This window comes from Microbulbifer discodermiae, from assembly GCF_040742695.1.
Lineage (GTDB): Bacteria > Pseudomonadota > Gammaproteobacteria > Pseudomonadales > Cellvibrionaceae > Microbulbifer.
In genome coordinates, this window is sequence record NZ_JBFLAB010000029.1 from 1 (window position 1) to 25,941 (window position 25,941).

Annotated in this window: 16 protein-coding genes and 3 pseudogenes; 13 read left to right on the forward strand and 6 right to left on the reverse strand. The window is 46.7% G+C overall.

What is annotated here, in order from left to right; genetic code table 11:
- Positions 1-759 (reverse strand): IS630 family transposase (locus AB1S50_RS11495; protein WP_367150855.1); only part of this gene is annotated, 759 nt, incomplete at its 3' end.
- A 65-nt stretch (positions 760-824) separates the two neighbouring features.
- Here AB1S50_RS11495 and tnpA point away from each other — a divergent pair.
- The 3 genes and pseudogenes from tnpA to AB1S50_RS11510 all read left to right on the forward strand — a co-directional run.
- A pseudogene (tnpA, locus tag AB1S50_RS11500) lies at positions 825-1,094 on the forward strand (IS200/IS605 family transposase); the annotation flags it as partial.
- Positions 1,095-1,896: 802 nt separating this feature from the next.
- Positions 1,897-2,367, forward strand: coding sequence for a hypothetical protein (locus AB1S50_RS11505; RefSeq protein ID WP_367150857.1), 471 nt, complete (start codon positions 1,897-1,899; stop codon positions 2,365-2,367).
- Positions 2,368-2,684: 317 nt separating this feature from the next.
- Positions 2,685-2,852 (forward strand): hypothetical protein, encoded by a 168-nt coding sequence (locus AB1S50_RS11510; RefSeq protein WP_367150859.1) that lies wholly within the window; start codon positions 2,685-2,687, stop codon positions 2,850-2,852.
- 825 nt (positions 2,853-3,677) lie between these two features.
- On the opposite strand, the gene AB1S50_RS11515 is transcribed toward AB1S50_RS11510, so the two are convergent.
- Positions 3,678-6,734 carry a TonB-dependent receptor gene (locus tag AB1S50_RS11515; RefSeq protein WP_367150861.1) on the reverse strand — a complete coding sequence of 1,019 codons (3,057 nt, stop codon included), beginning with the start codon at positions 6,732-6,734 and terminating at the stop codon, positions 3,678-3,680.
- 733 nt (positions 6,735-7,467) lie between these two features.
- Here AB1S50_RS11515 and AB1S50_RS11520 point away from each other — a divergent pair.
- The 3 genes from AB1S50_RS11520 to AB1S50_RS11530 are packed head-to-tail and all read left to right on the forward strand — an operon-like array spanning position 7,468 to position 9,882.
- Positions 7,468-7,734: a hypothetical protein gene (locus AB1S50_RS11520; RefSeq protein WP_367150863.1), complete on the forward strand. Its 267-nt coding sequence runs from the start codon at positions 7,468-7,470 to the stop codon at positions 7,732-7,734.
- Between the two features lie 22 nt (positions 7,735-7,756).
- Positions 7,757-9,274, forward strand: a complete 1,518-nt coding sequence (locus AB1S50_RS11525; RefSeq protein WP_367150865.1) for a sodium-dependent transporter — start codon at positions 7,757-7,759, stop codon at positions 9,272-9,274.
- 17 nt (positions 9,275-9,291) lie between these two features.
- On the forward strand, positions 9,292-9,882 hold the full coding sequence (locus AB1S50_RS11530) for a carboxymuconolactone decarboxylase family protein (RefSeq protein ID WP_367150867.1): 591 nt from the start codon (positions 9,292-9,294) through the stop codon (positions 9,880-9,882).
- Positions 9,883-10,060: 178 nt separating this feature from the next.
- Here AB1S50_RS11530 and AB1S50_RS11535 read toward each other — a convergent pair whose 3' ends face one another.
- Both AB1S50_RS11535 and AB1S50_RS11540 read right to left on the reverse strand, forming a co-directional pair.
- Complete coding sequence (locus AB1S50_RS11535; RefSeq protein ID WP_367150868.1) at positions 10,061-10,933, reverse strand: TolB family protein; 873 nt, start codon at positions 10,931-10,933, stop codon at positions 10,061-10,063.
- A 351-nt stretch (positions 10,934-11,284) separates the two neighbouring features.
- Positions 11,285-12,475, reverse strand: a complete 1,191-nt coding sequence (locus tag AB1S50_RS11540; protein ID WP_367150870.1) for a M12 family metallo-peptidase — start codon at positions 12,473-12,475, stop codon at positions 11,285-11,287.
- A gap of 1,607 nt (positions 12,476-14,082) precedes the next feature.
- On the opposite strand from AB1S50_RS11540, the gene AB1S50_RS11545 reads away from it, so the two are divergent.
- From AB1S50_RS11545 to AB1S50_RS19525, 6 genes and pseudogenes are all read left to right on the forward strand, one after another.
- Positions 14,083-14,655: an RNA polymerase sigma factor gene (locus AB1S50_RS11545; protein WP_367150872.1), complete on the forward strand. Its 573-nt coding sequence runs from the start codon at positions 14,083-14,085 to the stop codon at positions 14,653-14,655.
- A 1,258-nt stretch (positions 14,656-15,913) separates the two neighbouring features.
- Positions 15,914-18,949: a TonB-dependent receptor gene (locus tag AB1S50_RS11550; RefSeq protein WP_367150874.1), complete on the forward strand. Its 3,036-nt coding sequence runs from the start codon at positions 15,914-15,916 to the stop codon at positions 18,947-18,949.
- A 166-nt stretch (positions 18,950-19,115) separates the two neighbouring features.
- Positions 19,116-21,110 carry a tetratricopeptide repeat-containing sulfotransferase family protein gene (locus tag AB1S50_RS11555; RefSeq protein ID WP_367150876.1) on the forward strand — a complete coding sequence of 665 codons (1,995 nt, stop codon included), beginning with the start codon at positions 19,116-19,118 and terminating at the stop codon, positions 21,108-21,110.
- Positions 21,111-21,181: 71 nt separating this feature from the next.
- On the forward strand, positions 21,182-22,636 hold the full coding sequence (locus AB1S50_RS11560; protein ID WP_367150878.1) for a tetratricopeptide repeat-containing sulfotransferase family protein: 1,455 nt from the start codon (positions 21,182-21,184) through the stop codon (positions 22,634-22,636).
- A 98-nt stretch (positions 22,637-22,734) separates the two neighbouring features.
- Positions 22,735-22,857 (forward strand): annotated as a pseudogene (locus AB1S50_RS19520) (helix-turn-helix domain-containing protein); the annotation flags it as partial.
- Between the two features lie 84 nt (positions 22,858-22,941).
- Positions 22,942-23,064 (forward strand): annotated as a pseudogene (locus AB1S50_RS19525) (IS30 family transposase); the annotation flags it as partial.
- Between the two features lie 63 nt (positions 23,065-23,127).
- Here the strand turns inward: AB1S50_RS19525 and AB1S50_RS11570 are convergent.
- Both AB1S50_RS11570 and AB1S50_RS11575 read right to left on the reverse strand, forming a co-directional pair.
- Entirely contained in the window at positions 23,128-23,718 is a 591-nt protein-coding gene (locus tag AB1S50_RS11570) for a cytochrome b (RefSeq protein ID WP_367150879.1), read from the reverse strand.
- A gap of 76 nt (positions 23,719-23,794) precedes the next feature.
- The gene (locus AB1S50_RS11575; protein WP_367150881.1) at positions 23,795-24,385 is read right to left on the reverse strand and encodes a TetR family transcriptional regulator; all 591 of its coding nucleotides are present in this window, start codon (positions 24,383-24,385) and stop codon (positions 23,795-23,797) included.
- Positions 24,386-25,092: 707 nt separating this feature from the next.
- Here AB1S50_RS11575 and AB1S50_RS11580 point away from each other — a divergent pair.
- Positions 25,093-25,941, forward strand: coding sequence for an SDR family NAD(P)-dependent oxidoreductase (locus tag AB1S50_RS11580; protein WP_367150918.1), 849 nt, complete (start codon positions 25,093-25,095; stop codon positions 25,939-25,941).

The following is a 25,941-nucleotide window of genomic DNA, read 5'->3' on the forward strand; positions in this document are numbered from 1 at the left end:
CAACTCCTTGTCTTTCGGTGTCTGCCGCTCGACCTGTTTCAGAAAGGCAAGAAATTCCTTGGAACGCGATCTTTTCTCGACGCGACCAATCACTTCACCAGTCAGAATATTGAAGGCTGCAAAGAGCGCCGCCGTTCCATTGCGCTTGTAATCGTGGGTGCGACTTCCAATGCGCCCCGGGGCAAGTGGAAGCCCTGGTTGAGTGCGATCGAGTGCCTGGATCTGGGTTTTCTCATCGACACACAGCACCAAGGCATTGTCCGGCGGGTCCATATACAAACCAACGATATCCACCACTTTCTCGGCAAACTGCGGGTCATTGCTGATCTTGAAGGTTCTGAGTCGGTGTGGTTTCAGATCTGCAGCGTTCCAGATTTGCCTAACCTGCCATGTGGTAACACCGGCGTACTTCGCCATCAACGAGACACTCCAGTGAGTGGACTCATGAGGAATGCGGCTCGTCGTCAATGTGAGAACACGGTTCACAATCTCGGCGTCAATTACCGACGGTCGCCCTGGCCTTGCCTGGTCAAGCAAACCCTCCGGGCCCGATTCGATAAAGCGCTTCTTCCACTTGTGAACTGTCTTGCGAGACACGCGCTGGGCCGCAGCCACGTCCATCACTGGCATGCCTTCCGACAGAGCCAGAATAATCTTCGCTCGAGTAATTTGACCCTGCTGAAGCGAGGTGCTACGAACCCAGCTTTCCAGGGTCGCTGCATCATGAGCGGTAATTGTAAAAACGTCAGGAGTATCCATGGGGCAAGTATACGTGAACTCAAATTAAGTAACCTTATTTTCCGCATGGACCACTAGTCGAGGGTTATGCGATGAGGGAGCACATTCATATGTTGTTGATGATTTCTCCGAAGTTCAGCGTGGCTCATACGGTAGGGCTCCTTAAAGGTAAGTCGGCGATTCGAATATTTCGAGAGTACATGCAGGTGAAGAGAAATTTCACCGGTAGGCATTTCTGGGCCAGGGGCTACTGCGTTAGCACAGTTGGCTTAGATGAGCAGATGGTTCGAGAGTACATCACGAATCAAGAAAGTGAGGAACGTCGTCAAGAGCAGATGAGGTTGATAGGCCTGTAACATAGCCCCCTCTGGGGGCTTTCATCATACCACCCGCTTTGCGGGTGGTTGCTGATTTACAGATTTTCTATAATAAATCAGTTTGTATATTGCCTGAAGAGAAAATAAAAACGATGTCAAAAATAATTCTGAACAAAAGTTTTTAATAAATTTGTTGAATTAATTTAGATTGCTAGGTGCAGGTTTTAGAGTTGGTGCGCATTTTGACTGCATAGTCATGGATTTTTTAAATGCGATTGGAGTATAAATAGTACGCTATTTTTTTATAACTCCACCTGTTTTGAGGGGTTTATCAAATCCATAGATTTTGTCAGGTTAAGATGAAAAATTTTATAAGACTTAGATTGAAAATAAAGAAAAAGAGTTGGGCACTGCTGACACATCAAACTAAGTTGTACGCTCAGAAAATTTATATTGTCCGATTGTTTAGTAAAGGTAGAAATATACGCCAAATTGTCGTGGCTATCCCCCCTTTTAGCAAATAACTACGTCTTTACTAATTGAAAGGTTGCGGTTTTTATTGGTGTTGGTTTTTTATAGGTTATGGTTGATTGGCACCTTAATTACATCGTGACGTTTCCCATGGCGGTACGGTTGAGTCCATAGAGGATTTGTTGCGCTGGTGTGACGTCTTTTTATTGAACGTCAGATTCTGTGTGATGCAAGTCCGCATGAGCTCGTCACATGGTGTTCACGTGATTAGGTTTGGCTTAACAAACTTGGCTTCAAGTCGAGGCCAAGAAGCTTGACCTTTATTTCCGTACTACTGCCAGGCACTTATATAACTTGGAGAAATCTTCTTATGAAAAAATTATTTACTGCAGTATCTCTGGCTATCGTCACTGGCTTCACAGGTGCTTCCAACGCAGAAACCTGGTCCACAGACGTTGCTTTAGAAGATGTCGCACCTTTAACTGTAACTAAGGGTATTACATTGCTATGTAATATGACAGGTTCTGCCACCCTGGCTGGTTCCAATGCCTCTATTACGAGCCTTGGATTAAGTGATGCCAGTGGAACATGCCAAATGATTGGTTTTTTTAATTTTCCATATAATATGGAAGGTGGCGCCAGTGATGTTGTCACAATTGAAGGTGTTGACGTGCAGGGTATTACCGGTAATTGCCTAGGTGATCTGGTGGGTACTCTTAACCAGACCACAGGTGTAATTAGCTTCGTTAACGCTAATATTCCTTCAAATCCAGCAGGCGGCAGCCCTTGTATAATCAATGGAGATGTAAAAACCACTCCACCTGCCTCCTATACTCCGTAAGCAGGTTAAAAGCGATTCACCGTGTTATAACTAGGAAGGTTATAGGGGAATCAAAAATCTGCGCCGCAGAGTTATCTCTGCGGCGCTTTTTACTGTGCTTGGATTCAACTCGCTAGTGGAACAGGTGGCTTGATGCCGAAAATACCTGATTTGGTCTTTTTATGCCAAGACATTTCCTCGGTCAATTGCTGAATTTATTCACAACGCGCTGTATATAACTGACTAGTGATAGTGGTAAAGTTGCAACCGTTGGGGAAATATTGCGGGATAAGGCCGTTCTTATTTTCGCCTAATTCGCGATCCCAGGAACTATAGGGATGCGCAAAGTAGAAATTGGTATCGAGTACCTTGGCAATGACTTGGTGACAGGAAAATTCCCTGCTGTTGTCAGAGGTGATGGTATGGACATGACCCGCCCAAGGTCAGAGCAGCGTTATCACCGCGCCCTTGGCACCTTTGGTCTGTGGCGGGTAATTTGGCGATGAGTGCCAACCGCGATTTGCACTCTGTCAGTGAAACGATGGCTTGCTTGTGATGCTTACCAATAATGGTATCGAGTTCCCAGCCACCAAGACGGGTACAGTGCTCTACAATCTTCGGGCGCTCTTGATAGGGACCGAGATCCGGTGTGAGGAATATGGCCGCCGATCATAGCAGCCGTAACGTTTCCGGCGGGCGTTCTAACAACGCAGATGGCGATGAGACGTACCGCCCTGACGTTTTTCTTCAAATACGTACAGGTAGATCCATTCGTGGCTGATATAAACTTGTTCCTCCTGAGCCACCAAAAGCTAATTTGCTCGGGGCTCCAGCCCTCACGTAGCAGCCGCTCAACCCGGTGCCAATTATCGGTGCGGGGCTGCCCCTTGGCCTTGCGGCATCTAATCGCTAACTGCTTGGCCCGTTTGGGCCGATAACCTTTCAAGCCGAGGTTGCGCCGTGACCCCCGACTGATCGTGGACTTGTTAACGCCAACGCCAACGCCAACGCCAACGCCAACGATAACGACGATCTATGTCTGGCTAAGTTCGGCTTTCATAAGGGCGTAAATTTGGTATCGTTACTTCTGGGTAAGCTGTGTGTAGTGTCTCATTTGTGCTTCTCACTCTTGGGGGAATGAAAAGCGGAGATGCTATCGAAGCTTGCTCTTCATTCCGACCGCTTGAGTTGCACTTACTAGTTGAATCTAGGAAATAATAATGAGTATTATTATTAGAATAAAGTGCTATGCAAAATCTCTGCGACAAAAGAGAAAGATAAAAATGGCTGTAGCAGAAGTGCCACAGCCAGTCATAAAAAATTGATGATGTTTAGAAGCCTTTGTACAGGCTAAATCCCACAATGCGCGGGTCCAAGGTAAATACATTAGTACTTAGGCCCGTATCATCACTATTGGTAAAGAAATCAGTAATGGGTGTATCATCAAATACGTTCTTGACGTATAGCTGCATTTCCAGATTCCATACCGGCTGGATAAAGCTCGCTGATATATTAAGATTACTCCAGTCCTCTAGTCGATCATACTCGGTATTGTAAACCCGGGCATAGCTTTCGGACTGGCGGTAATAGTCCGCACGCAGCTTTAATTCCCAATCACGCACCGGAATCTTATGTTCGAGTCCAAGATTAGTAGTAAAACGTGGTGCATTGGGCAGCTCGTTACCACTTAAGTCAGCAGTAAAACCTCTACCACCGTTGGGCGCGTCGTTTAGTGGATTATATGAATAACCTAGATTATAAATTAAATCCAGACGCCTAAATACGCCCTCTACGTCTTCTGAATATGCACCCCCGCGTAATGATCCAGCGCAAATCTGGCTGAGATCGGCACTTGAAACTCCAGCATTAAGAAGATCTTCAATTAACTGGCGTGGCGCAATACAGTTGGAAGGTACCTGAATATTGGGGCGTACCAATATCCAGTCTTCATTGCCTTGGGTGCGGTCCATTACATCAATAGATTCTTCACCATCAGCGATCCGAGTTTTTAAATAGCCAAGATTAAAATCCAGGCGAGTATTTGGGGTTAACTGCCAGGCGCTTTCCAACTCAAGTCCCCAGGTTTCGGTATCGAAATTCTCGTTAAAGGAAATCCGATCGACAATCTGTGAGACCTGGTAATCCTCATAGTCATAGTAGAAGGCAGTGGCATTGAGAGTCAGACTGCCATCCATCAGAATATTCTTAGCCCCCAATTCAAAGGCATTAACAAACTCTGGTTTAAAAGTATTGGCTAATGGCTGATATTGCACTACTCTCGGGTCGATATCCACCCGCGGTGGATTACTGCCGCCCCCCTTGTAGCCGTGGGCGTAGGAGACATAAAATAGTGTCTCGTCGGTAAAGGGGGTATCAGCGCGCCAATCCAGCACCAGCCGGCCCGTATATTCCTGCCATTCCTGCTCGATGTCTTCGCCCCGAGGATAGCCGCGCCGAACTTTGCCTCCCGAAGCGCCACCGGGTTGTTCTCCCGTAATGGTATTAATTTCCGTACCCAGTAATAATTGGCTGGGGACGGGCGTAGCGGTTTTCTTATCTTCGGTATAACGTAGACCGGCAGTAAGCTTGACGTCGTCTGTCATCTGCCAATAAGTTTCACCAAACAGGGCACGGGAGCGGGTCTTGACCAGGTTGCGGCTTAAAAAGTAGTTATGACCTTCGTCATCGACCTCCTCCAGGGAGTTATAGTCCACATAGAAGCATTCTTTGGTAACGGTTTCATCGCAGGGGCCTCCGGTAAGAGGCTTCCAAAAGTCGTCAAACCCCAACACTTCGTCTTTTTCAAAATGGACGTTATAAATCATCTCAGCGATATAGGTGAAGGTATTGTTAAAGACGTAGTAGTCATCCTGGGATTCAAAATCCAGCGTATTGGCACCCAATGAAAAATTAAAAGGGCCATCGAAGGAAGATTGCAGGCGTAACTCATGGCTCATCTGGCGGTTATCGGATTGGCTGATATCCACTGCGATCATACGGTCGGAAGGACCTAACTGCGGATCGGTATAGATACCTCCTGGAGTCGGGCCGGATTCAATACGTGGACGGCCGAATAAACCAATTAGACCTTCGGAGTCGTTAAAGATGGGATCAGAAACGTAGCGATTATAGTCCTGAGAGCTATAGTAGTCGTCCTTGGCATAGGTGGATTGGGTAAAAAGACGCAGGGAATCTCCTAATGCCAGCTCTAAATTTAATTGCGCCACATCGTTTTCAGCGCGAAAAACCGGATCGTAGCTAGTATTGATCTCGCGCAAATCTCGAGATTGCTCGACGTTACCATAAGGGTCAACCCCAGTTTTTATAAATGGAACCAACAGGCCTTCTTCATTGCGCCCGAGTCCCGCAAAAGGTCGGTCGAATACACGAATAAAGGCGAGGCTGTTTCCATTGGGAGCACCAAATGCATCGTTTTCGTATAAGGATCCGGGCAGGCAGCCCTGGCTAAAGCTTGCTTGCAAATTTTCTGGTACCTCTATTTCTCCGACCATATCGAGACCAGGATCGCGTGTGCAGAGTTGCTTGCCGGTGCGGGAGCGACTATCGTCCTCCTCAAAGTGCTGCCAGATCAGATTGGCGCTAAAGGCTTCAGAAGGCTGCCATTCCAAAATTGTACGGGTGGAGTAGAGATCCCTGTCGTTGACATTATTTTCTGTGAAGGTGTTATAGTCGTATCCATCTCGCTGGGTCATGGCACCCGAAATACGAAGTGCCAGACTGTCCCCCATAGGTAGATTGAACATACCACTGGTACGTCGCGTATTGTAGCTGCCCACCTCCAGCTTGATATCTGATTCAAACTGATCTGAAGGCATTTTCGGTAGCATATTGACTACCCCGGCGGTGGCGTTGCGGCCATAGAGGGTGCCCTGAGGCCCGCGCAAAACCTCCACCCGCTGAACGTCGAAAAATTCCTGCTCGTAAAGACGGTTGCGGATCATGGGGGAGTTGTTAAAGCTTACTGCCACTGCAGGGTCGGTACTGGCGGAGATGGCCTTGGTTCCCACACCGCGAATGGAGAAGTTATAGGTGCTAAAGTTAGCCTTGGAAAAGTTGACATTGGGCACGGCGCGCACCAGCTCGTCGCCGCGCTCGATTTTTAAATCCTCCATGCCGTCGCCGGTGAGGGCGGAAACGGCGATGGGCACGTCCTGGATACTTTCCTCGATTTTCTGCGCGGTGACGGTGATCTCCTCGATGGCCTGGCCGCTGGGCGCGTCGGCATCGCTCTGGGCCAGGGCCGGCGCGGCGGCCATGGCCAGGCAAGCCATAGCGGCACGGCGCCAGAGGGGCCTGTGGTTCATTTGATTGGCTTGTCGAATCGCCTGCGCGATTAATTTTTGCGGTTTACAAAAATCCAACACCATAATTATGTCTCTCTCTAATTATTTTTCTGTCAGTCAGAAGTTGTTGAGTTCCCGGGCAGGGTGCCGGGTTGGCGGGAGAAATGCTCCCCCTGCCAGGGCCGACTGTGAACACCACTGATAGGCTCGCGACCGCAAGCCGTGCCCCGCTTGGCGGCCGGAAGCGGGTGTTCCTCCGGGCACCGTTAACAAAGACGTAAAAGAAGCCTTCTCGGGGGGATTGAAGTTATTGATTTTTCGCGTTTTTTTGATAATTTCGGTGACTGGTTAGGCAGACTCTATGGTCTGCTTTGGCGCCAAATATTGATCGAATATTTTTTGTGTGAAGCTTTCCTGGACAATTTGTGGAAACATGCGCCTGTTTTTTTGTGAAGGCTGGTGAAAAAGTGTGGGGGCCAAGAGGGTTAGTCTAGCCAGCAAATAGTACATATGTCCAAGTTAGTTCTATCGTGACTCCGGGTACCAGGGTCGGGTGAAATCAGGAAACTAAGGATTGATGCTGTGAAATTCTGGATTTAGCTACCAGTGCCCTTGTCGCTATCTCGGTTAAGAAATACTGAATAAACTGTCTTGGCGGAAGAGTGTAAATTTATTCCATTTCAAGCGTCTTTACTTCGCGTAATCTTCAAAGCTCCGGGACCGCTGACAAACTGACTGCGATTAAGGGATCTGATCTTAAAATGGCTGCATCAATAGCAATATCAGCAACCGTGCCTCCAAGAAGATCCTGTTAAGAATGGTAGTAGACGACACCCTGATTCAAGCCTGGGCTTCGCACAATAGCTATCGCTATAAAGATGACGCTAACGAGCCCCCTGCGGGCGGTGGTGGTAACAGCGAAACGAATTTCCACAGTGAAAAACTCAGTAACGTCACCCGCGAGTCGAAGACGAAGGTGATGCGCGGATGGCCAGGAAGGGCCTTGGTTAAAAAGGCCAAGCTGTCCTACGTGGGTCATACTGTGATGGAAAACCGTAACGGTCTGATTGTTAGGGCCTGTTGACACTAACGGAGTTGGCCCTGTTGTGACGGAGAAGCTGGAAAACGATATTTCCGAGCGCTGGGTCCCGTTCGTTGAATTTGGTAAAAAAGGGTGTTTATATTCCCTATTCCCAAACCAACAAAGGCATGCAGGAATGGAACAGGTCGCCCAGAAACCTGCAAGGACGGAAGAGGTCGCCCGCAGTGGGCACGAGCAGTGGTCTTCGGACATGGTCTTCGTGCTGGCCGCGCTCGGCAGCGCCGTTGGCCTCGGTAATATCTGGCGATTCCCCTATGTTGCGGGGGAGAACGGCGGCGGTGCCTTTATCGCCGTCTACCTGCTATTCGTGCTGGGCATAGGGCTGCCGGCGCTAATCGCAACCATTATGGTCGGTCGCCGCGGGCAGGCGAGTCCCGATCACTGCTTCGAGCGCATTGCCGCCACCGAAGGGCTCAGCCGGCGTTGGCGGCAACTCGGCTGGCTGCTGGTCCTGACCACATTCCTGTTACTGACATTTTTCAGCGTGGTCGCAGGCTGGATTTTCGATTATCTGTTCAAGGCATTGAGCGGCCGCTTTGCGGGCCTGGAAGCAGGCACCTCGGCGGCGCTGTTCGATGCGCTGAAAGCCGACCCGCTGCGCCAGGCCCTGTGGCACGGTGCCTTTATGAGCTGCACGTTAGTGGTGGTTGCGTTCGGCATCCGCCGCGGTATCGAGGTTGCGGTTAAGTGGATGATGCCGGGGCTCGCCCTGCTGCTGGTGGTGCTGGTGGTGCATTCGATGTCGGTCGGCGACGGCGCGGCAGCGGCGCGTTTTCTGTTCCAGCCGGATTTCTCCGAACTCGACGCCGGCGTGCTGCTGCTTGCTGTTGGCCAGGCCCTGATCAGCCTCAGCGTCGGCGGTGCAGGCATGGTCGTCTATGGCTCTTACCTGCGGCGCGAAGCTTCGATTCCGCGCACCGCGAGCGTTATCGCCGGCGCCGATACCCTGGTCGCACTCCTGACCGGGCTGGTGATATTTCCAATCGTGTTCGCATTCGGTCTCGAACCTTCTGGCGGTCCCGGAATGATCTTCGTAACGCTGCCCGTCGCTTTCGGACAGATCCCGGGCGGCGCGCTCTTCGGCACCCTGTTTTTCGTGCTGTTGCTGCTCGCGGCTCTGACGTCGGCTTTTTCCATGTTCGAGCCGGCCGTCTCCTGGCTTGAACAGCATCGCGGCCTCTCGCGTAAGCGCGCTGCGCTCAGTGCCGGGGCCGTGGCCTGGTTTGTGGGATTGTCGACGGTGTTTTCGTTCAATATCTGGTCCCATGTGCGGCCGCTCGCGTGGATACCGCCCTGGCGGGACATGTCGATTTTCCAGGGACTGGAGCACCTGGTCGCCAATCTCGCCTCGCCACTCGGTGCGCTGCTGGTATCGATCTTCGTCGCTTGGAAGGTCGGTGAGCAGTTGCGCCGCGAAGAGTTCGGCAGCACCGACGGCATGCTGTATCCAACCTGGAGGCTGCTCGCCCGCTACTTTGTGCCGGTCGCTATTGCCGCGATCTTTATCGCCAGCCTTTTCTGAACAAAAATGGAGGCCATATGCCGCTGATCCCCCCTCTCTCCCCCGACGACAATGAAGAAGTCGCCAAGCTCGCCGCCTTCTTCAATGAGACCCTCGGCTTCTGTCCCAACAGCGTCCTCACGATGCAACGGCGCCCGGAGATCGCCAAAGCCTTTATCAATCTCAACAAGGCGGTGATGGAGAACCACGGGCGCGTCACCAGTGGCCTGAAACGACTGATCGGCTATGTCGCCAGCCATGCCGCTGGCTGCCAATACTGCCAGGCCCACACCATCCGGGCTGCCCAGCGTTACGGCGAGCCGGACGAGAAACTCGAGCACATCTGGGAATACCCCCGAAGCCCGCTGTTTACCGACGCCGAACGCACCGCACTGGACTTCGCCATAGCGGCCTCCTCGGTACCGAACGGTGTCAACGAGGAGATTGACGAACAACTCAGGAAATATTGGGGCGATGGCGAAGTCGTCGAAATTCTGGCTGTGGTTGCACTGTTTGGTTATCTGAACCGCTGGAACGACTCGATGGGTACGGAGCTGGAGGCGCCCGCTGCGAAGTCTGGGCAGCGCTACCTCGCCGAAACGGGTTGGAATCCTGGCAAGCACGGCTGACGCTGCAGGCACTGTGCCTGCTAAAAGGCCCGATCCTCCAGTTGCTCTGTCCAGACATAATCGAGCAAGCGCCGGATCATGCTCTGCTACTGAAAAAAGCGGATAAATCCAGCTGAAAAACTAAGACAAATCAAACCGCTAGTTAATAGAATATTCATATTTTAACTGAAACATTGGGCTAGGGCGCTTCGAAGCTGTAGATACCACCTCCTAAGGAATTGAATACGATGCTGGTCCCGTCGCGGGACCACTCAGGGTGGTTTGCGTCGTAGGCCGGATCGGTGAGGGACGTAGCCACGCCGCCCGAGGCGGGAATCAGAAATACCTGGTAGCCGGAACCACCGCGGTTGGATTCAAACACTATGGAGGCGCCATCCGGCGACCAGTTGGGCGACCGCCCCTGATCGGGGTCGAGCTGGATGGGGCCGGAGGGACCGTCTGGCTCAACGATCCAGATCTGGTTGTGCTGCTGGTTGAAGCTGCCCTGGTTGCCGGCGAAGGCGATCTGGCTGCCATCGGGCGAGACTGTCGGGCGCCCGGCATAGACCTGGGAGACGTCGGTAACGGCTCCGGCGTAAACCGGGTCTGTGGAACCTGGAGAATAGCTGCTGAGATCGATCACCAGGATAACCGGCGCAGGTCCGCTGGCGGTCTTGGTGTAGTTGACCGCAGCCAGGGTGAAGATGCCCTGGTTTTCGTACCAGGAGGGATAGAGGATCTGTGTATAGGGGTCGCCAGACACTATGTCCACAACATTCAGCCGGTAGACCTGATTTGCCGGGTCCGATGGGCTGACGATGTACAGGTAGGATTCACCACCCGCCGTGCCGGTAAAGGCTATCCAGTTGGGGTTCCAGGACCAGTCGGGGCGTGATGCGTTGACGCCGCTGAGGGAGGTAAGGGCTGTAGCGGTGGGGTGGGGGTTCGACTTGGTTGGTGTGGCGACGATCCACAATTGCCCACTGTCGGTAAAGACGATCTGTGATCCGTCGGTGGAATAAGATGGCCAGGCACCGGTGGGCCAGTTTTGGAAGGGTGTGTTATAGGGCATGTTTCCTCTTCCCGGTAATCTGTGATTCTCTTCTTCCAGGATAATCTGATAAATTGCCTGAGGGTGTGGAGTTTTGGGCTCCTTAACCCATCAACTTGCTGAGTTACCGGGTGAATATACTAAAAACTCTATACATGGAAATACCAGGGGTATACCCAAAAATGGTCGCGTAAAACTCCCTCGGTCTATCCATAACCGTTGCTACGGAGTATCAAGTGCAGTGCAAGATGGCTGCGGAGGGTCGTATGAAAAGGGGGCATTGCGCCCCCTATAACAACATTCCCGATACAAACGCAGGTACTTTAATCCGGCTTTGTTAGATATTAACCTGCATATCAGATTTAGCCGGGCTCAGATATTCAAGCAGCTGACACTGTTGGCCCAGGAAATAATAGCGTTTTCGGACCCTACACCGAATCGGTTGAGTATCCCGGTGCAGCCGCCGATACCAGAACACATGATGGCACAGTCACTCTGGCCATTGCAGTGGTTTGCGCTCCAGTTATGGCCGAGTTCGTGAGCCGTGAGTGCCACACGGGCGGCGAAGTTACTAGTGAATCTGGACTGGGACAGACCGTAACCGATATTGAAATTGCAAACAGCGCTGAGGTATGCGATACCGATCACATTGCCGTCAATATTTTTTCCGGTCATTAAATGGGCTGTATCCCGGGGCACCCCCGCTTGGGTGGTAAGCCACTCATTGCGGAATTGGGAGAGCAGTCCAGTTGGGCTTGTGGAGGAGTAGGGGTCGGCTCCGGTGCGCACTATGATTTGACCGATATTGTACCCAATGTCAGTCTCATTCAGGTAGATCGACTCCACCGCATTCATGACGCTTTCGATATCTGAGACGGTGGCGGCTACAGAACTACCGTTCAGGTTGTAAAACTCGGTATCGGCATCGAACGCGACGTCCGCGAAACGGGTAACCAGGCGGCTCTGCTTCACACTGCCGGGGCCCCCGTGCAGGAAATGCGTAAATGGCTCCTCATCGGCACCGCAGGCCCAATCCCCTGGCAGAATATCACTGCTGCGATACACCACATGGAGATTAGAGCCTACATTGGCTGCGGCGTCGGATAGTGGCTGTACGGCCCAGATTTCACCGGACATCTGGATCCAGGCCTTGAGCTGGCCCGTTTCACTCAGGGATGCTGCAACACTGGCATCCTTGACTCCCCTCAAACTGCCTTGATAAGTGCGTATGGGCGGCGCTGCCACTTGGCGTTTTACGCCGTTACCGTCGACCGTGTATACCTCCAGGTCGGGGCTGCGCACCGAGTGGGGAGACAGCAACATCTGTACTGGCCTGCCGTCCAATATCAGGTCCACACGCAAATCCGCCGCCCCCGAGCGAGCATCTGAACTGACTTCGGTTCCGATGCGCTGGACACTGTACTGATCGAGGTTCAGGTTTACTTTCAAGGTTTCGGACACCGCTGCTTCGAGTTCAGCCTGCACACTTTGCTCGAGCCCCGCCTGTGCAAAGGCGATACTGCTGAAAGCGCCGATTGTTACCAGTGCTATGTATCTTGCCATTTTTATACTTGCTTTTAGCATTTTAATTCCCTCCATATCTTTTGTATTAGTGTTGTTTAAAGCAATTTTTAACTTCTCCCTCCATGAAGCGGACTAGGGGACCAATGGCACAAAGGCCTGACATGACCTGCGACTTCACTATCAACTGCGCAAGAGAACGCCGAATTTCTTCCCGAACTGAATAGGAGCCGCTGCTGCTGTGACTGAGCAAGGCATTTGGAGTTGTCGTGCTTTGCGGGTCGAGGTCGGTTGCGTCACTCACCGGAAGTGAGCACTCGGAACTGGCCTCTGTAAGCGGAGGATAAAACAGGGCCGTTCCATAGCCATCGACTGCCAAGTCGGATCTCTCGTACCATTTTAAATTTTTAATGTCAACGAACGATCTGAAAATTTAAAAAGCTGACGGGCTAATTACTTTTAAGCAGCAAACAGGCGCCATTAACAAAAAAAATTCCAAATGTTTATTGCCAGCTGATAGTGGAGTGGCAGAGCGTTCGCAGCTATTGATGGAGACGTTGGCCCCAGCCAAATGGGAAGTTTTCATTCGTGACTACGCTGTGGGTCGATATGAAAAGACATGGGGGTTTTATGTTTGTTCAATTTCGGGGCAAGTCAGCATAGAAAAATTTTTATTATTGGCAGAGTAATATCCAATACGGGAGTTTGCTCAGTCGATTGATGTGGGAGGCACATGCAAAAAAATATGGACGATTCAGAGTAGGGCTGTTGCCGGTTCTGACAATAATCATTGTACTTTTGGCAGACAGTAGTTGCTGGCGAATCATGTAGTGAGAGGAGGGGGAAAAGCCTTATTTGGGTGCATAGCAAAAGGCTGTTACGCACCTGGCAGCCGCCAAATAGGCTTATTCATCAGAAATGACGGGGACTGAACGGTCAACTGGACAATGAACCAATGACTTTTCAGTCATTAAAAGCTGGTAAGTGAGGTAGCCTAAAGTCCTCATAAATAAGTAGGAGATAGAAGGAAATAAGAGCGGCCCTAGTCGAATAATTTTTGCAATTTGGGAAAGATTGGCGCGGAAATTATCGCAAAAAATAGAATTTTCATTTATTAAAAAATCCGTTAGCGCTATTCTGGCGCAGTAAACTTTAAGTAATAAAAAATTTATAAGGAGAGGCGGTTGCAGGGCTGATTATTGTGCCATTCGTGGGCAGCCGTGATTGATATTGTAACTTGCTCTATTTCAGCTTTACCTTGTTTCGGAAGCAGGCTCTGAAGATCGAATAGAGCATCAGCACTAACACTTGGGCCCAACAGGCAAGGATTAGCAGTCGGCAGTGAATATATGAAAGACCCCGCCACTAATAAGGATTTATTCGCAAATACCAACAATGACTCCAGCAATACCGTCTGAAGGACCGGAATTTTTATCGTAACCGGGTCGTAAAGAAGCGCAAAAAGCCCTCTTTAACGCACCCTATTAACCTGAATTCGCCATTGTTCATAGAAGGGGGTCGCTTTTGTCTGAGGATATCTACCGCGTGTTGAAAGCGTGCGCCGAAGATCCTGAGCGGAATCCTTCGGTACTACCGCTAGTTGTCCCCGGATGTGCGATTTTTACTCAAATCGAGGGCCTGCCTGATCTATGAGAGAAAATTGTGAAAGGGTTATTACTAACTGGGTGGACGAATACGGTTCTGGTCTGCGCCGCTACTTTGCCCCGCGGGTGAATATCGCTGATGTGGATGACTTGGTGCAGGAGGTTTTCTTTCACTTGCATCTACACATAAGGCAGCGTGAGACAAAGATCAACAATCCACAGAGTTATATCTTTACCATTGCCAGGAACCTATTGGTCAGTCGCAGTCGCTATAATAAGGCACGTCGTGGAAGTTTTCACGATTCACTGGAATGTGAAATGGAAACACCGGACTCTATTTCACCGGAACGTGCTGTGATTGGCATGCAGGAATATCACCGTGCAGTGAAGGCGATTGTAGGTTTGCCACCACGCGCACGTACAGCTTTTGAATTTCACCGCTTCGAGGAGATGACCTATCAGGACATCGCCGAACGTATGAATATCTCCAAAGAGTCCGTAAAAGAATTGATTCAACGCGCTTTGATACGGATCAGGAGTGCTATGGAAGATGAAGTTCAGTCCAAGAAAACAGATAATCATGTTCCCATATCCGCGTTAAGTGGAACTGCTGATTAATGCTTAATTTATCTTTGGTTTATTAGAAATCACATTAATATTATGGGCACCACGCAAATCGAAGAAGCTATTTGTAAGCATAAAACAATAAGCCCTGACAGACAGGTTTGGGGGATTCTACCGGAGGATTGGCGAAGAAAATCTGCTGAACGATATGAAAACTGCTATTCGATCGGATGCTTTGGTCGATGCAATAGAGCCTTTTACGCTAATCTACGGGTGCTGGTAGTCATTAGCAGGTTGTTGAAAAAGGTATCCTGCCTGTTTCAAAACACGAAAAGAGAAAAATGTAATTTTCACTTTTCTCTCAAAATCAGAGACTTTGGCATCGTCGATTTTGCCGGAACATCCATATTCCTGTACCAGGCGTCGAAATTCTTCGAATTTCAACAGCCTGCTAGGATAATAGTCTGAAAGTCAACCGGGAAATTATTATTGACGCCATCACCAGTAATGCACCAAGCGCTACCAAGAACAGGAGGAGGAAATGTGATCTGGATCTGCGTTACACCACGAGTGGCGTTTAGTGTTATTCGGTACAAGGACTCAGATTGCTGGGAGCATAAAAAAGACGAAGCTGATTCACCATATCACGACCACATCTGCTGATGTTTACGAGTGAGTTGTACTTGGGGAACGCTGCACGATCGGTGGCGATATTTATGCCTGGAGTGATTTAGTTTATGTAGGTAAGTGCGAACGTCAAGGTCAAATGCGTGCCAATGCGTAGCATAACTTTCTGGATGAAGCGAAAGCTTGTTCACCACGATGTGATACAAAGCATAGACGAAGAACGCGCATCACCCCTTTGCATCCTGTGCATTGGTGAACTCTGTCATACTGAAATGGCGCTACTGGGGCAAAACCTGTGTGGCATGAAACCCATATTTCGCCTGCCGCATAGCCACTGCGCAGTAATTCCCAGATTTGATTGGTTGATAAGGCTTCAATAGAGGTAAAAGTGGACGATAAAGGTGGAATAATTCGAAGAATTTGTTGATTCTATGCTCATGCAGCTTAGTTATACTGATCTCGATTAATTAGTTATTAGAGGATACCCGTTCAGCAGTTAATAAAGAATTTGGCGACATAATTTATGCATAACCTGCCAAAAATTGCTGTTTTGTAATAAAGCTTAAAAAACTGTTGTACTATGAACAGCCTATTCTTTGTTAGATCCTATCGTTGGAAAAATGACTAACAAGGGTAGCCTATAACTACTAAACTAGACAATCCAATAATAAAGGGGACTTCCTATATGATTTGCTCTAAATTTAGTAAAGGCCTGCTTGCAATGGCCATTAGTGGCCTGGTATCAACCACGGCTGTCTCAGAGGACTATACGACTGGAACATTGCGGGGATCGGTCCAAGATCAGTCTGGCAGCCCAGTCGCAAATGCGGAAGTGTTGATAACATCTGATAAGGGTGTTCGCCGTACGACTATTACGGATAGCGAAGGCAGTCTCCGTATTCCGCAGCTGCCAGTAGGCCAATATAAAATCTCTATTTCTCAAGATGGATACAATGCACTAACTGCTGAAAATGTTGCCATTCAAATTGGTAAGGCTGCCGCTTATACATTTACTATGGAATCCCTTGATAACACTATTGAGGAAGTTTACGTAACAGGTGTTAAACAGGGATCTTGGGACTTTAATTCAACTACTACTGGAATAACGGTGGATGTCGGTGAGATTTTTGCACGCACGCCGATTGCCCGTGATGCAACCTCAGTAGCATTATTGGCGCCAGGAACAAGTTCTGGTGACTCCGCATTCTCTACAGGTGTATACGGTGGATCCGGAAATGTCGCCTCCTTTGCAGGTTCCTCTGTTGGTGAGAATGTATACTATGTAAATGGTATGAATATCACGAATTTCCGAAATTTCGTTGGGGGATCGACCATTCCTTTTGAACTTTTTGATCAAATTGAAGTTAAAACGGGTGGTTACCAGGCAGAGTTTGGCCGCTCAACTGGGGGAGTGTTAAATGCGGTAACTAAATCTGGTTCAAATGATTTTCATTTTGGGGCAAATATGTTTTATGAACCAGAAAGTTTTTATGAAACATCCCCGGCGACCTATACCTCAGCGAACCAACATGATGAACGCAGTAAAGCAGATTACAATATCTGGGCTTCTGGGGCTATCATTGAGGATAAATTGTTTTTCTTCGGACTGTATAATCCTCGTGATATTCGCTCCTTCGACTGTTTTACCGGTAGTTGTGAAGAGGAGACTCAGACTGATCCATTCTATGCAGTTAAGTTAGACTATGTTCCCCTTGAGGGGCATCGTTTCGAATATACATTATTTTCAGATGATCAGACACGTAACGTAAAGACTTGGCGTTTTACTGATGCAGGCAACGACCGTATAGGAAGTGCCAGTTTGCTTGGTAGCGCACCGCTCACGGAGCTACAAGGTGAGCGCCTAGTAGACAGCAAGTATGTGAATGGCGGTGAAAATCAAATTTTCAAGTATACTGCTGCGCTAGCGGATTGGGTAACTATTTCGGCGCTGTATGGAGAAAACCAATATAGTCGTGAAAACTTTTCGGATTCAGAGCCTCCATTACTTCGTGATAGACGCAGTAGCACGCCTGGTATCAATGGGAGTACTTTCGATATTGGGTCCTGGTCTGTAGGTCTATTGGAGCGTGGTGAAGATGAGCGTAAAAATTATCGCTTTGACGCAGATTTTTATTTTGATGCTATGGGTGAACACCATATTCGCGTAGGAATGGATAAAGAGGACTTGAGTTCCAGTACCGAGGCCCATTACTCTGGTAATCTACGAGCGCGACTAGAATATAATGATGCTTATACCTCCGGCATGCGTTGGCGTACTCGCCAATATTATAATGAGGGGGCGTTCAATACTATTCAAACAGCTTTCTATTTACAGGATAGTTGGCAAGTGCTTGATAATCTGATTCTCAACTTGGGGATTAGAAATGAGACTTTCGATAACAGAAATATCGAAGGTGACACGTATGTAGAAATAAAGAATCAGTTAGCTCCAAGGCTAGGATTTTCCTGGGATCCATTCCGGGATGGAAATACCAGAGTCTTCGGTAGTTATGGTCATTATTATTTACCTATAGCTTCCAACACTAATATGAGATTAGCAGGTCGGGAAACCTATTTCCAGGAGTATTTTGAAGCAGTTGACGCTGATGGCGATGGTGAGCCGGATTACGATGCAAACGGATTTCCTGTATTTGGTGCAGTGGAGCCAAGGCTCTATTTCGCCGATGGCACAATGCCTTTCGGCGATGCTACACACGACGCGGATCTTGACCCATTTTATCAGTCCGAATATATTCTAGGTTTTGAGCACACCTTCTTTGATGAGTGGACTTTTGGCATGCGATATATTCATCGTAATCTTGAAGGTCTGATTGAGGATGTAGCTATTGATGCTGCTGTCATCGAGTGGGCCAATGAAAATGGCTATGGAGACGATCCCGCTTTAGAAACCTACTCTGGGTTTCACCAGTATGTACTAATAAACCCTGGGAAAGATGTGCGTGTTGCATTAGTCGAAGATTTTGGTAACGACGGAATAATTGATTGGGCTGATTTATCTGCCGAGCAACTCGGATATCCGGAAGGAGAGAGAACTTATGATGCAATTGATCTGACTCTTGAACGGATCTGGGACGGTCAATGGTATTTGTCAGCTAATTATACCTGGTCTAAAAGTGAAGGAAATTACGAGGGCGCGGTTAAATCTGAAAACGGCCAAGACGATGCGGGTCTTACACAAGACTTTGATCAACCAGGCTTAACCGATGGTGCCTTTGGTCCATTACCAAATGATCGCCGGCACCGGTTGAAGGTACGGGGTGCCTATGCCATTAATGACCAACTGAGTATAGGCACAAATCTGAACGTTGAAGCTCCACGAAAAATGGGATGTGTAGGTGAACATCCGAGTGATTACTTCGCCTGGGCTTATGGGGCGGCTTCTTGGTACTGTGGAGGCGAACTGACTCCGCGAGGTTCTCAAATTGAAACCGACTGGAATAGCACAGTTGACCTTAGCCTGATGTGGTCTCCAGAACTTGGTGATATACTCGGTAATGGTGATCTAACTTTGCGTATGGATGTTTTTAATATTTTTAACTCCGATGCTGTTATCGATCGTCGTGAGTTTGGTGATGTTGGATTTTCTACAGATTTGCCTTTTGGTGGAACAGACTTACCCGAGCCTGACCTTGATTATGGAAAACCCACGAGATACCAAACACCTCGGCATGTGAGGCTTAGTGCTACTTATAATTTCTAGTATATTTAGACGCATGTAAAGTAGCTTAATTTAATTTATCAAAGCTGTGGCTGTGAAGTCGGCCACAGCTTTTTTGTTATAGAATTAAAATCAAAACTATAAATGCCTTTTGCGCTATTTATAAGGATATTATTTCTATTTTGGCAGATTATGCTAGTGATAAAAAATGTACAATCTTATTTCTGAATTTAATAAAGCTATAAAATTTCTTGAATCTGATGATTCAAATCAAGCTGAAAATATTTTACTGGAGCTCTACAGAAAGTCTCCAGGTAATAAGGGAATAGGGCGGGCATTGGGATTTGCCTATATGCAGTCTAATAAAATTGAGGAATTATTAAAACATTTATCTGAACTTGTAAAGGCAACAGACCAAGACCCAATATGCATACTCGACTATGCTAAGGCTCTTAGATTAAATAGAAACTATGACCAGGCTATTCAACAACTTACAGAAGTACTGGCAAGGGTTGAAACACTTACACCTGGTTGGTTTCTTTTGGGAGATATCTTGGTTGAACATGAAAGATTCGAACAGGCCTGTAAAGTTTATAGAAAGGCAGAATTACACGATCCATTCAGTATTCAAATAGAACAAGTTAAAAAGTGTCTTCAATCTTCAGATTCCACAAAGGCTAAACGTATTCTGACACATATTTTAGAGCAAGATCCAAAACATATTGAAGCACTATCTGGTATGGCAGTATTAGCCATGCAAGCAGGAAAGAATATACAAGCAGAAAAGTACTTCAACGAGATATTGACGAGAACGACCTATTGGCCGACTCTACTTTTGGGATTGTCTCAGCTTTTTTTAACGACTTCGCGGGCCGAAGCGGCTAGTGAAACGTTGCGAACTTTGCTTAAGGTAAATCCACAGTCAGTTATAGCCTGGAATATGCTTGGAGCTGCAAGAGAACTGTTAATGCAACATGAGCAAGCCATATCTGCCTACCAACAATCATTAAAAATAAATTCTAATCAGCCTCAAGTTAACGTATCTATTGGCAACGTATATCGAATTATAGGAAATCGCTATTTGTGTGAACAGTTTTATAAATATGCGCTTAAATATGCAGGTGCTAATGGTGAAGCTTACTGGGCCTTGAGTAATTTAAAAGATTATATTTTTTCTGAATATGAATTTAATTTAATGGAAAAGGAATTTTTTGCAGCCAATAAATCTCTTCATCAAGCAGCCCCATTATCCTTCGCTTTTGCAAAAGCAGTTGAAGATCGCAAACAATACCAAAAAGCTTTCACCTTATACAAACATGCTAACAACTTGCAAAAAATTTATTCTACATTTGACGTGGATACATATAATAAAGAAATTGATAGTTTAAAATGTATATTTGACAAAGAATTTATTTTTAGAAATAAAAGAAACAAAATTTTTCAAGTTAATCCAATTTTCATTGTTGGAATGCCCAGGTCAGGGTCAACACTTATCGAACAGATGCTTTCTAATCACTCTAAGATAGATGCTACGATGGAGTTGCCTTTTATTGGACAATATGTAAAAGAAATTAATGAAAAACTATCAAGTATTGGTGAATATCCGGAATCCCTACGTTATATAGAGCCAGATTTGTTTGATGATATGCTTGTTCGTTACGTCAAGGATTCTAAAGTATATACTAATGGCGCATTATATTTTATTGATAAAATGTCAAGTAATTTTGCACATGTAGGCCTAATAAAAATCTTGTTTCCATCAGCCAAGATAATTGACATGAGAAGACATCCAATGGATACTTGCTTGAGTATCTTCAAGCAGCGATTTATTCAGGGCCATTCCTATAGCTATGATCTTAATGATATAGCATGTTATTATATCGGGTACTGTTCGTTGATGAGCCATTGGCGTAATATATTCCAAGAACAAATCCAAACTGTATACTATGAAAATCTTGTCCACAGGCCAAATCATTCTATAAGAAACTTATTATTTCAGATCGGTTTGGATTTCGATTCTGAATGTCTTTATCCACAAAACAATAAGCGGCCAATTCGAACTGCGAGTTCTGAACAAGTGAGAAAGGGCTTATATAAAGATGGTATTTCTTATTGGCGGAATTTTAATACGGAACTTAAAGGATTAAAGAGCCACCTTAATTATTACATACAAGAATATGAAGAACAGTTACAATTGGAATAAATTTTTCTGTGGTCGGCATGATATTTATTTAGTAAAAATCTGAAAAGTATTAATATTATTTATATAAAATTATGGATGTTAATTGTCTTGTAAAAAAAATATTAAATACGGTAGCTCATGGTGATCGAAAATATGCATTAACGTTACTTTATGGGCTAATAAATGATTGTAGGTTGACGGGTAAATCAAAGCTATCAGTTGCCCGCATTGCTATAATGTTAGGTGAATTTTCTATAGGAAAATATTTAGCATCAAGTTATATAAGTTCTGAAGAAACGTTTAAAGACAAAATAATTGAGGCACTTTCTTTACTTGCTGAGTGTGGCGACTATACTAGTGCATTAAAATATATTCAAACCAAAAAATGCATAGAAAATCAAACCACAAAAATTTTGCATTTTACTGGAGCTATCTTACAACAATTGGGGCAGTATAAAATTGCTGAAAAGTATTTAGTCAAAGCACTCGACGCTTGTGATTCGTTAAATGGACCGACTTGGTTAACTTTATCAGCACAAATAGATTTTTCAAATAACGAATTATTTTTTGAAAAAATTATTAATTCAGAAAACAAAATTAAAAAATTAAATAATGAACATCAGGCTTCATATTTTTACGCCCTTGGAAAAGCATTATTAGACCGAAATCAATTTGATTCCGCATTTAATAAATTTAATGTAGCCTCAAAGTTGTCTAATAAATTAGTTCCTATTAAAAAGCAGAATGAGGCTGAATACATAGATAAGCTAATTTTAAATTATGCTGATAATACATTTCTTCCGGACTTCCAAGAAGTGTCAGTACCAAAAAATCCTATCTTCATAATTGGACTTCCTAGATCTGGGACTACTCTTCTTGAGCAAATTTTGGTAACCCACAATGAAATCAATACTGGAGGAGAGTTTGGCGGCATACGTATCGCGACTTTGCATCTCGGCAAAGCATCAGACATAAGCTCTCAAAGGATTAAACAACTGAATTCAACTAATACAAAATTAAGAACGATAACTCAAATATATACTCATGTAACTAAAGAAAGATTTAATTCTTATTGTGGAATTGTTGATAAGTCGATAAATAATATCTATTACTTGGGCATTATTGCGGCCGCTTTTCCAAAATCTCCGATTATTATGATAAAGAGAAATCCTGCTGATGTCGCATGGTCCTGCTTTCGCACCTGTTTCAATCAAGGTATGGCCTGGAGTAACTCTTTACATGATATCGCTGAACATTTCAATAATATTAATCGCTTAACGACTCATTGGCTAAACCTTATTGGAAATCGAGTCTTAGAAGTAAGCTATGAGAACCTGATCGTCGATCCTTTGAAAGAAATATCAGCTATTTTAATGGCATGTGGCCTTGAGATGGATAACAATGTACTCAGATTCTATGAAAATAATAGGGTTATAACAACCTCTAGTACTGTTCAGGTAAGAAAACCTCTTTATACTTCTTCAATTGCATCACATGAATCTGTAGCACATAGAATGCATGATTTTTTTAATGTATATAAGGGGTGAAATACATATACCGTGATTTCGGATAATAAGTTCAATTGGATAAGTTGAGGCGGCAGCTGGTAGGCTCGCACTTCTTCCAACTACGAGGTGAAGCGGTGGTGAGTTGCCGCCAGCTGAACAAAGAAGAAAGATACCAGATTTACGTATTATTAAACGCAGAGCATAATCAGAGGAAGCTTGCGGATTTGTTGAAATGCTCACGTTCAACGATCAGTCGGAAATTGAAGCGAAATAGTGGCTTGATAAGTTATAGGTCAGCTCAGGCACAGCGCTTCAGTGATACTCGAAGAACAGCGGCTCACAAGGAAGTCACGGATGAAGAGGTGCAAGCGGTGATGAATAGACTCAACGATCGTCCGAGAAAGACGAGGGGTTGTCGATCGCCAAACGAACTATTGATGGGGCAGCGAGCAGATTTACTCGCTGCGTATCGAAATTGCAGTTATTACTTGAAACCGCGATCAATTATTTCTGCCCTATCCCGAAGTAAGTTAACTATTTCCGATCGTCATTCTTATAAGGGTTTTATCTTTTTTGAAAAAATGATGGTATAGTGCTGCTGCTACATGTGCCAAGATCAGAAGCCATACAATCCATTCACCAAATAGGTTTGTATGGATGAAATCAATTGGCTGTTCAAATTCTTCGAAAGAAATTCCCATTCCTTGAGTCACTAGAACCTCATACAGCTTGGTGGTTTCAAACTTTGGTATATCGAACAGGAAGAAATATTCTGTATCTACGGAGGTGCCTATATATCCTGTAATAGGCATAATAATCATGATCGCATATAAGGCATAATGGCCGACGTGGGCAGCCAGGTGTTCAAGCCTGGTGCCCGGCTCTAAATCCGGAGTTTTGTTAGTTATACGCCAAAGAATTCTTAGGGCTATAAAAGCTGCTAAGGTTATGCCAATTGACAGGTGGAGCTGAAGTGCAATCCAGTTTTCCGGGGTTTCTTCCGCTGTAAACCAGTGCCGGTAATAGACGCTCACATAGGAACCAAGAAAAAATATAGCGATTGTCCAGTGTAACCACTTCGCAATCGAACCGTAACTATTTGCTGTGTTTCTAGTGTCCATTAAATCCTCCTTGATTTTAAAGTACTGTCACAACTACATAAAAACTACCGTTGTTGATATATTACTATTTGGCTATTTAATTTGATTTTAGAATGGCTCGCTCTAATAGGAAAAAAAGGTCCTCAAAATCTTTTTTTATGTTTTTATTGCCCCATTCATCGGAATGAATGGGATGGTGGTAGCGATAGGTGGCATGAAACAGACATCTGGCTGTGATAGCACAATCTTTTATTTCGAAGGAGCCATCTTCTACGCCATCTAAAAGTATTTTTTCCACTTGCTGTATCATCAGTTCTAGATGTTCGAATATAATATGCTTGGGAATAGTTTGCGCAAGTAAAGCATAAGATGCAAACATTTCAGGATCTTCAGTGGCTTTTTCTCGCTTTATATCCATCAGCGCTTTAAACCAATCGTGCAGTCGTTTCTTTGGGCTGGAGGTTTTATTTGAAATTTCTGACAACGGTACCATGGCTCTCTCCAGCCAGCGGCTGGTGATGGCCTCGTGAAGTGCGGATTTTGTATCGAAATGTCTATAGACAGCGCCATGACTGACGTTTAGTGAGCGGGCGATGTCCACGACAGTAATTTTTCGCGGCCCAAACTTTCGTAACACATCTTCAGCAGCATCTAATATTTTTTCCCGTGTAAGTATTTTTTTAGCCATTTCAAACTATTTCCGAATCGCCTTTTCACATAAGTCCCAATCGATTTGGGTTGGCAGTTGATAATTCCAGTAGGGCGTCTGACGATCTGTAAATGAATAGAGGGCTCCCGCAAAACTGCTTCCTCTAATCAGATATCTATCAGCGGGCGCTATGGATCGATGGCCAGGATATCCCTTGCCAGCCGACTGAATAAGTGTTTTAGGCCATAGTTCAGATATGGTCGCGGGATATTGTGTGGTTTATTGGTCACTAGGGCTCTCTTTTCGATTTGTTTTGCTGCGGTGCTTAATTTAGTGGTCAGGGCTCCTGAACACAAATCAACAGGTGCCGGCCCTGGGCTGGCTTTGATCGGTATTTCCAGGGGCTGCCGGAGTGCCTGCTCCTATGTCGGCGCCTCCGCTTCGAAACTGGGACTGCCTCATTCATTGCGGGCAGACACTTGCTTCATCCCTTCAGAAGCCCCTCCTTGACCGGCAAACAAGTAACAAGTATTGTTAATTGTCACTCCAATGTCAATCGGATACACTGCATTGAGTGATCGGCGCGGCAGCTGCCGGCGTAGGCTGTTGCTGAGTCCGCCTTACAGAGTGAACGGAGTAAGTTAATGTCTATTGATCTCACGGCCAGAGCCCCTGCTTCCAGCGGTGCTGGCCGCCTTCTCGCCTGTATCCTTGGCCAGAAGAGAAAAAATCGACGCTGCCCCGGGATGCCGCGCCTCCAAGGCAAGAGGGCACTTGTTACCGGGGGAGCCGCGGGTGTGGGCGAGTATGTTTCGCGGGGACTGCTGGAGCGTGGAGCCGAGGTGATTACCCTGGCCCGGGGTCTTTCACAGAGTAGCGGTACGATACCGGGGGCTGAAGCCCTGAGCACGGACCTGGCGGATCCCGCTAGTATCATCACCGCCGTTGATAGCTTGGGCGATATGCCCTTTGACCTGGTGATATGCAATGCTGGTCTGGTGTTGCAAAGCCCTGAGTCCACGGTAACCGGGGTGGAAAAGACTTTTGGCGTCAATGTTCTGGGCCACCACCTGTTGTACCGGCTGCTGATCGAGCGGGATTTATTGACAAAAAACGCCAGGGTCGTATTGACCACCGGTGAGGCTTATGTCATGGCAGAGGATTGCTCTGCTGATGCTTTCTTTGATTCCACACAGAAAGCCTATGCCCGCAGTAAACTGGGGAACCTCTGGCAGGTTGCAGAATTGAAAAACCGCTATCCGCAGCTTCATCCGATCGCTGTTCATCCGGGTGTGGTCGCGAGTGGCCTCGGTGGGTCCAAAACCGGCTTTCTGGCTCGCTTGAGAAGTTTACTACTGATCTCCGAGGAGGCTGGTGCTCAAGCTTCGCTGATAGGTGCGACTCAGGATCTGCCCCGTGGTGCTTACTGGCATAACACCCTGGGCCTTGTGGAGTTTCGAGCGGACGACCCGGCCCTCGATGCCAAGGGCTCAGCACACCTTTGGAATCAGCTGGAGACCCTTGCGGCTCCTTTTCTGGCTCAATCTGAGCGGACTGCCTCCTCGACAAAAGTATTACGAAGCAGGTCCTGCTGA

Bases quoted from the DNA above. Each gene is read 5' to 3' on its own strand.
- AB1S50_RS11560 (WP_367150878.1), top strand. From the start codon at position 21,182: ATGGATGTTAATTGTCTTGTAAAAAAAATATTAAATACGGTAGCTCAT.
- AB1S50_RS11535 (WP_367150868.1), bottom strand. From the start codon at position 10,933: ATGCCCTATAACACACCCTTCCAAAACTGGCCCACCGGTGCCTGGCCA.
- AB1S50_RS11570 (WP_367150879.1), bottom strand. From the start codon at position 23,718: ATGGACACTAGAAACACAGCAAATAGTTACGGTTCGATTGCGAAGTGG.
- AB1S50_RS11505 (WP_367150857.1), top strand. From the start codon at position 1,897: ATGAAAAAATTATTTACTGCAGTATCTCTGGCTATCGTCACTGGCTTC.
- AB1S50_RS11580 (WP_367150918.1), top strand. From the start codon at position 25,093: ATGCCGCGCCTCCAAGGCAAGAGGGCACTTGTTACCGGGGGAGCCGCG.
- AB1S50_RS11575 (WP_367150881.1), bottom strand. From the start codon at position 24,385: ATGGCTAAAAAAATACTTACACGGGAAAAAATATTAGATGCTGCTGAA.
- AB1S50_RS11510 (WP_367150859.1), top strand. From the start codon at position 2,685: ATGCGCAAAGTAGAAATTGGTATCGAGTACCTTGGCAATGACTTGGTG.
- AB1S50_RS11555 (WP_367150876.1), top strand. From the start codon at position 19,116: ATGTACAATCTTATTTCTGAATTTAATAAAGCTATAAAATTTCTTGAA.
- AB1S50_RS11550 (WP_367150874.1), top strand. From the start codon at position 15,914: ATGATTTGCTCTAAATTTAGTAAAGGCCTGCTTGCAATGGCCATTAGT.
- AB1S50_RS11530 (WP_367150867.1), top strand. From the start codon at position 9,292: ATGCCGCTGATCCCCCCTCTCTCCCCCGACGACAATGAAGAAGTCGCC.
- AB1S50_RS11540 (WP_367150870.1), bottom strand. From the start codon at position 12,475: ATGGCAAGATACATAGCACTGGTAACAATCGGCGCTTTCAGCAGTATC.
- AB1S50_RS11520 (WP_367150863.1), top strand. From the start codon at position 7,468: ATGGTAGTAGACGACACCCTGATTCAAGCCTGGGCTTCGCACAATAGC.
- AB1S50_RS11545 (WP_367150872.1), top strand. From the start codon at position 14,083: ATGAGAGAAAATTGTGAAAGGGTTATTACTAACTGGGTGGACGAATAC.
- AB1S50_RS11515 (WP_367150861.1), bottom strand. From the start codon at position 6,734: ATGGTGTTGGATTTTTGTAAACCGCAAAAATTAATCGCGCAGGCGATT.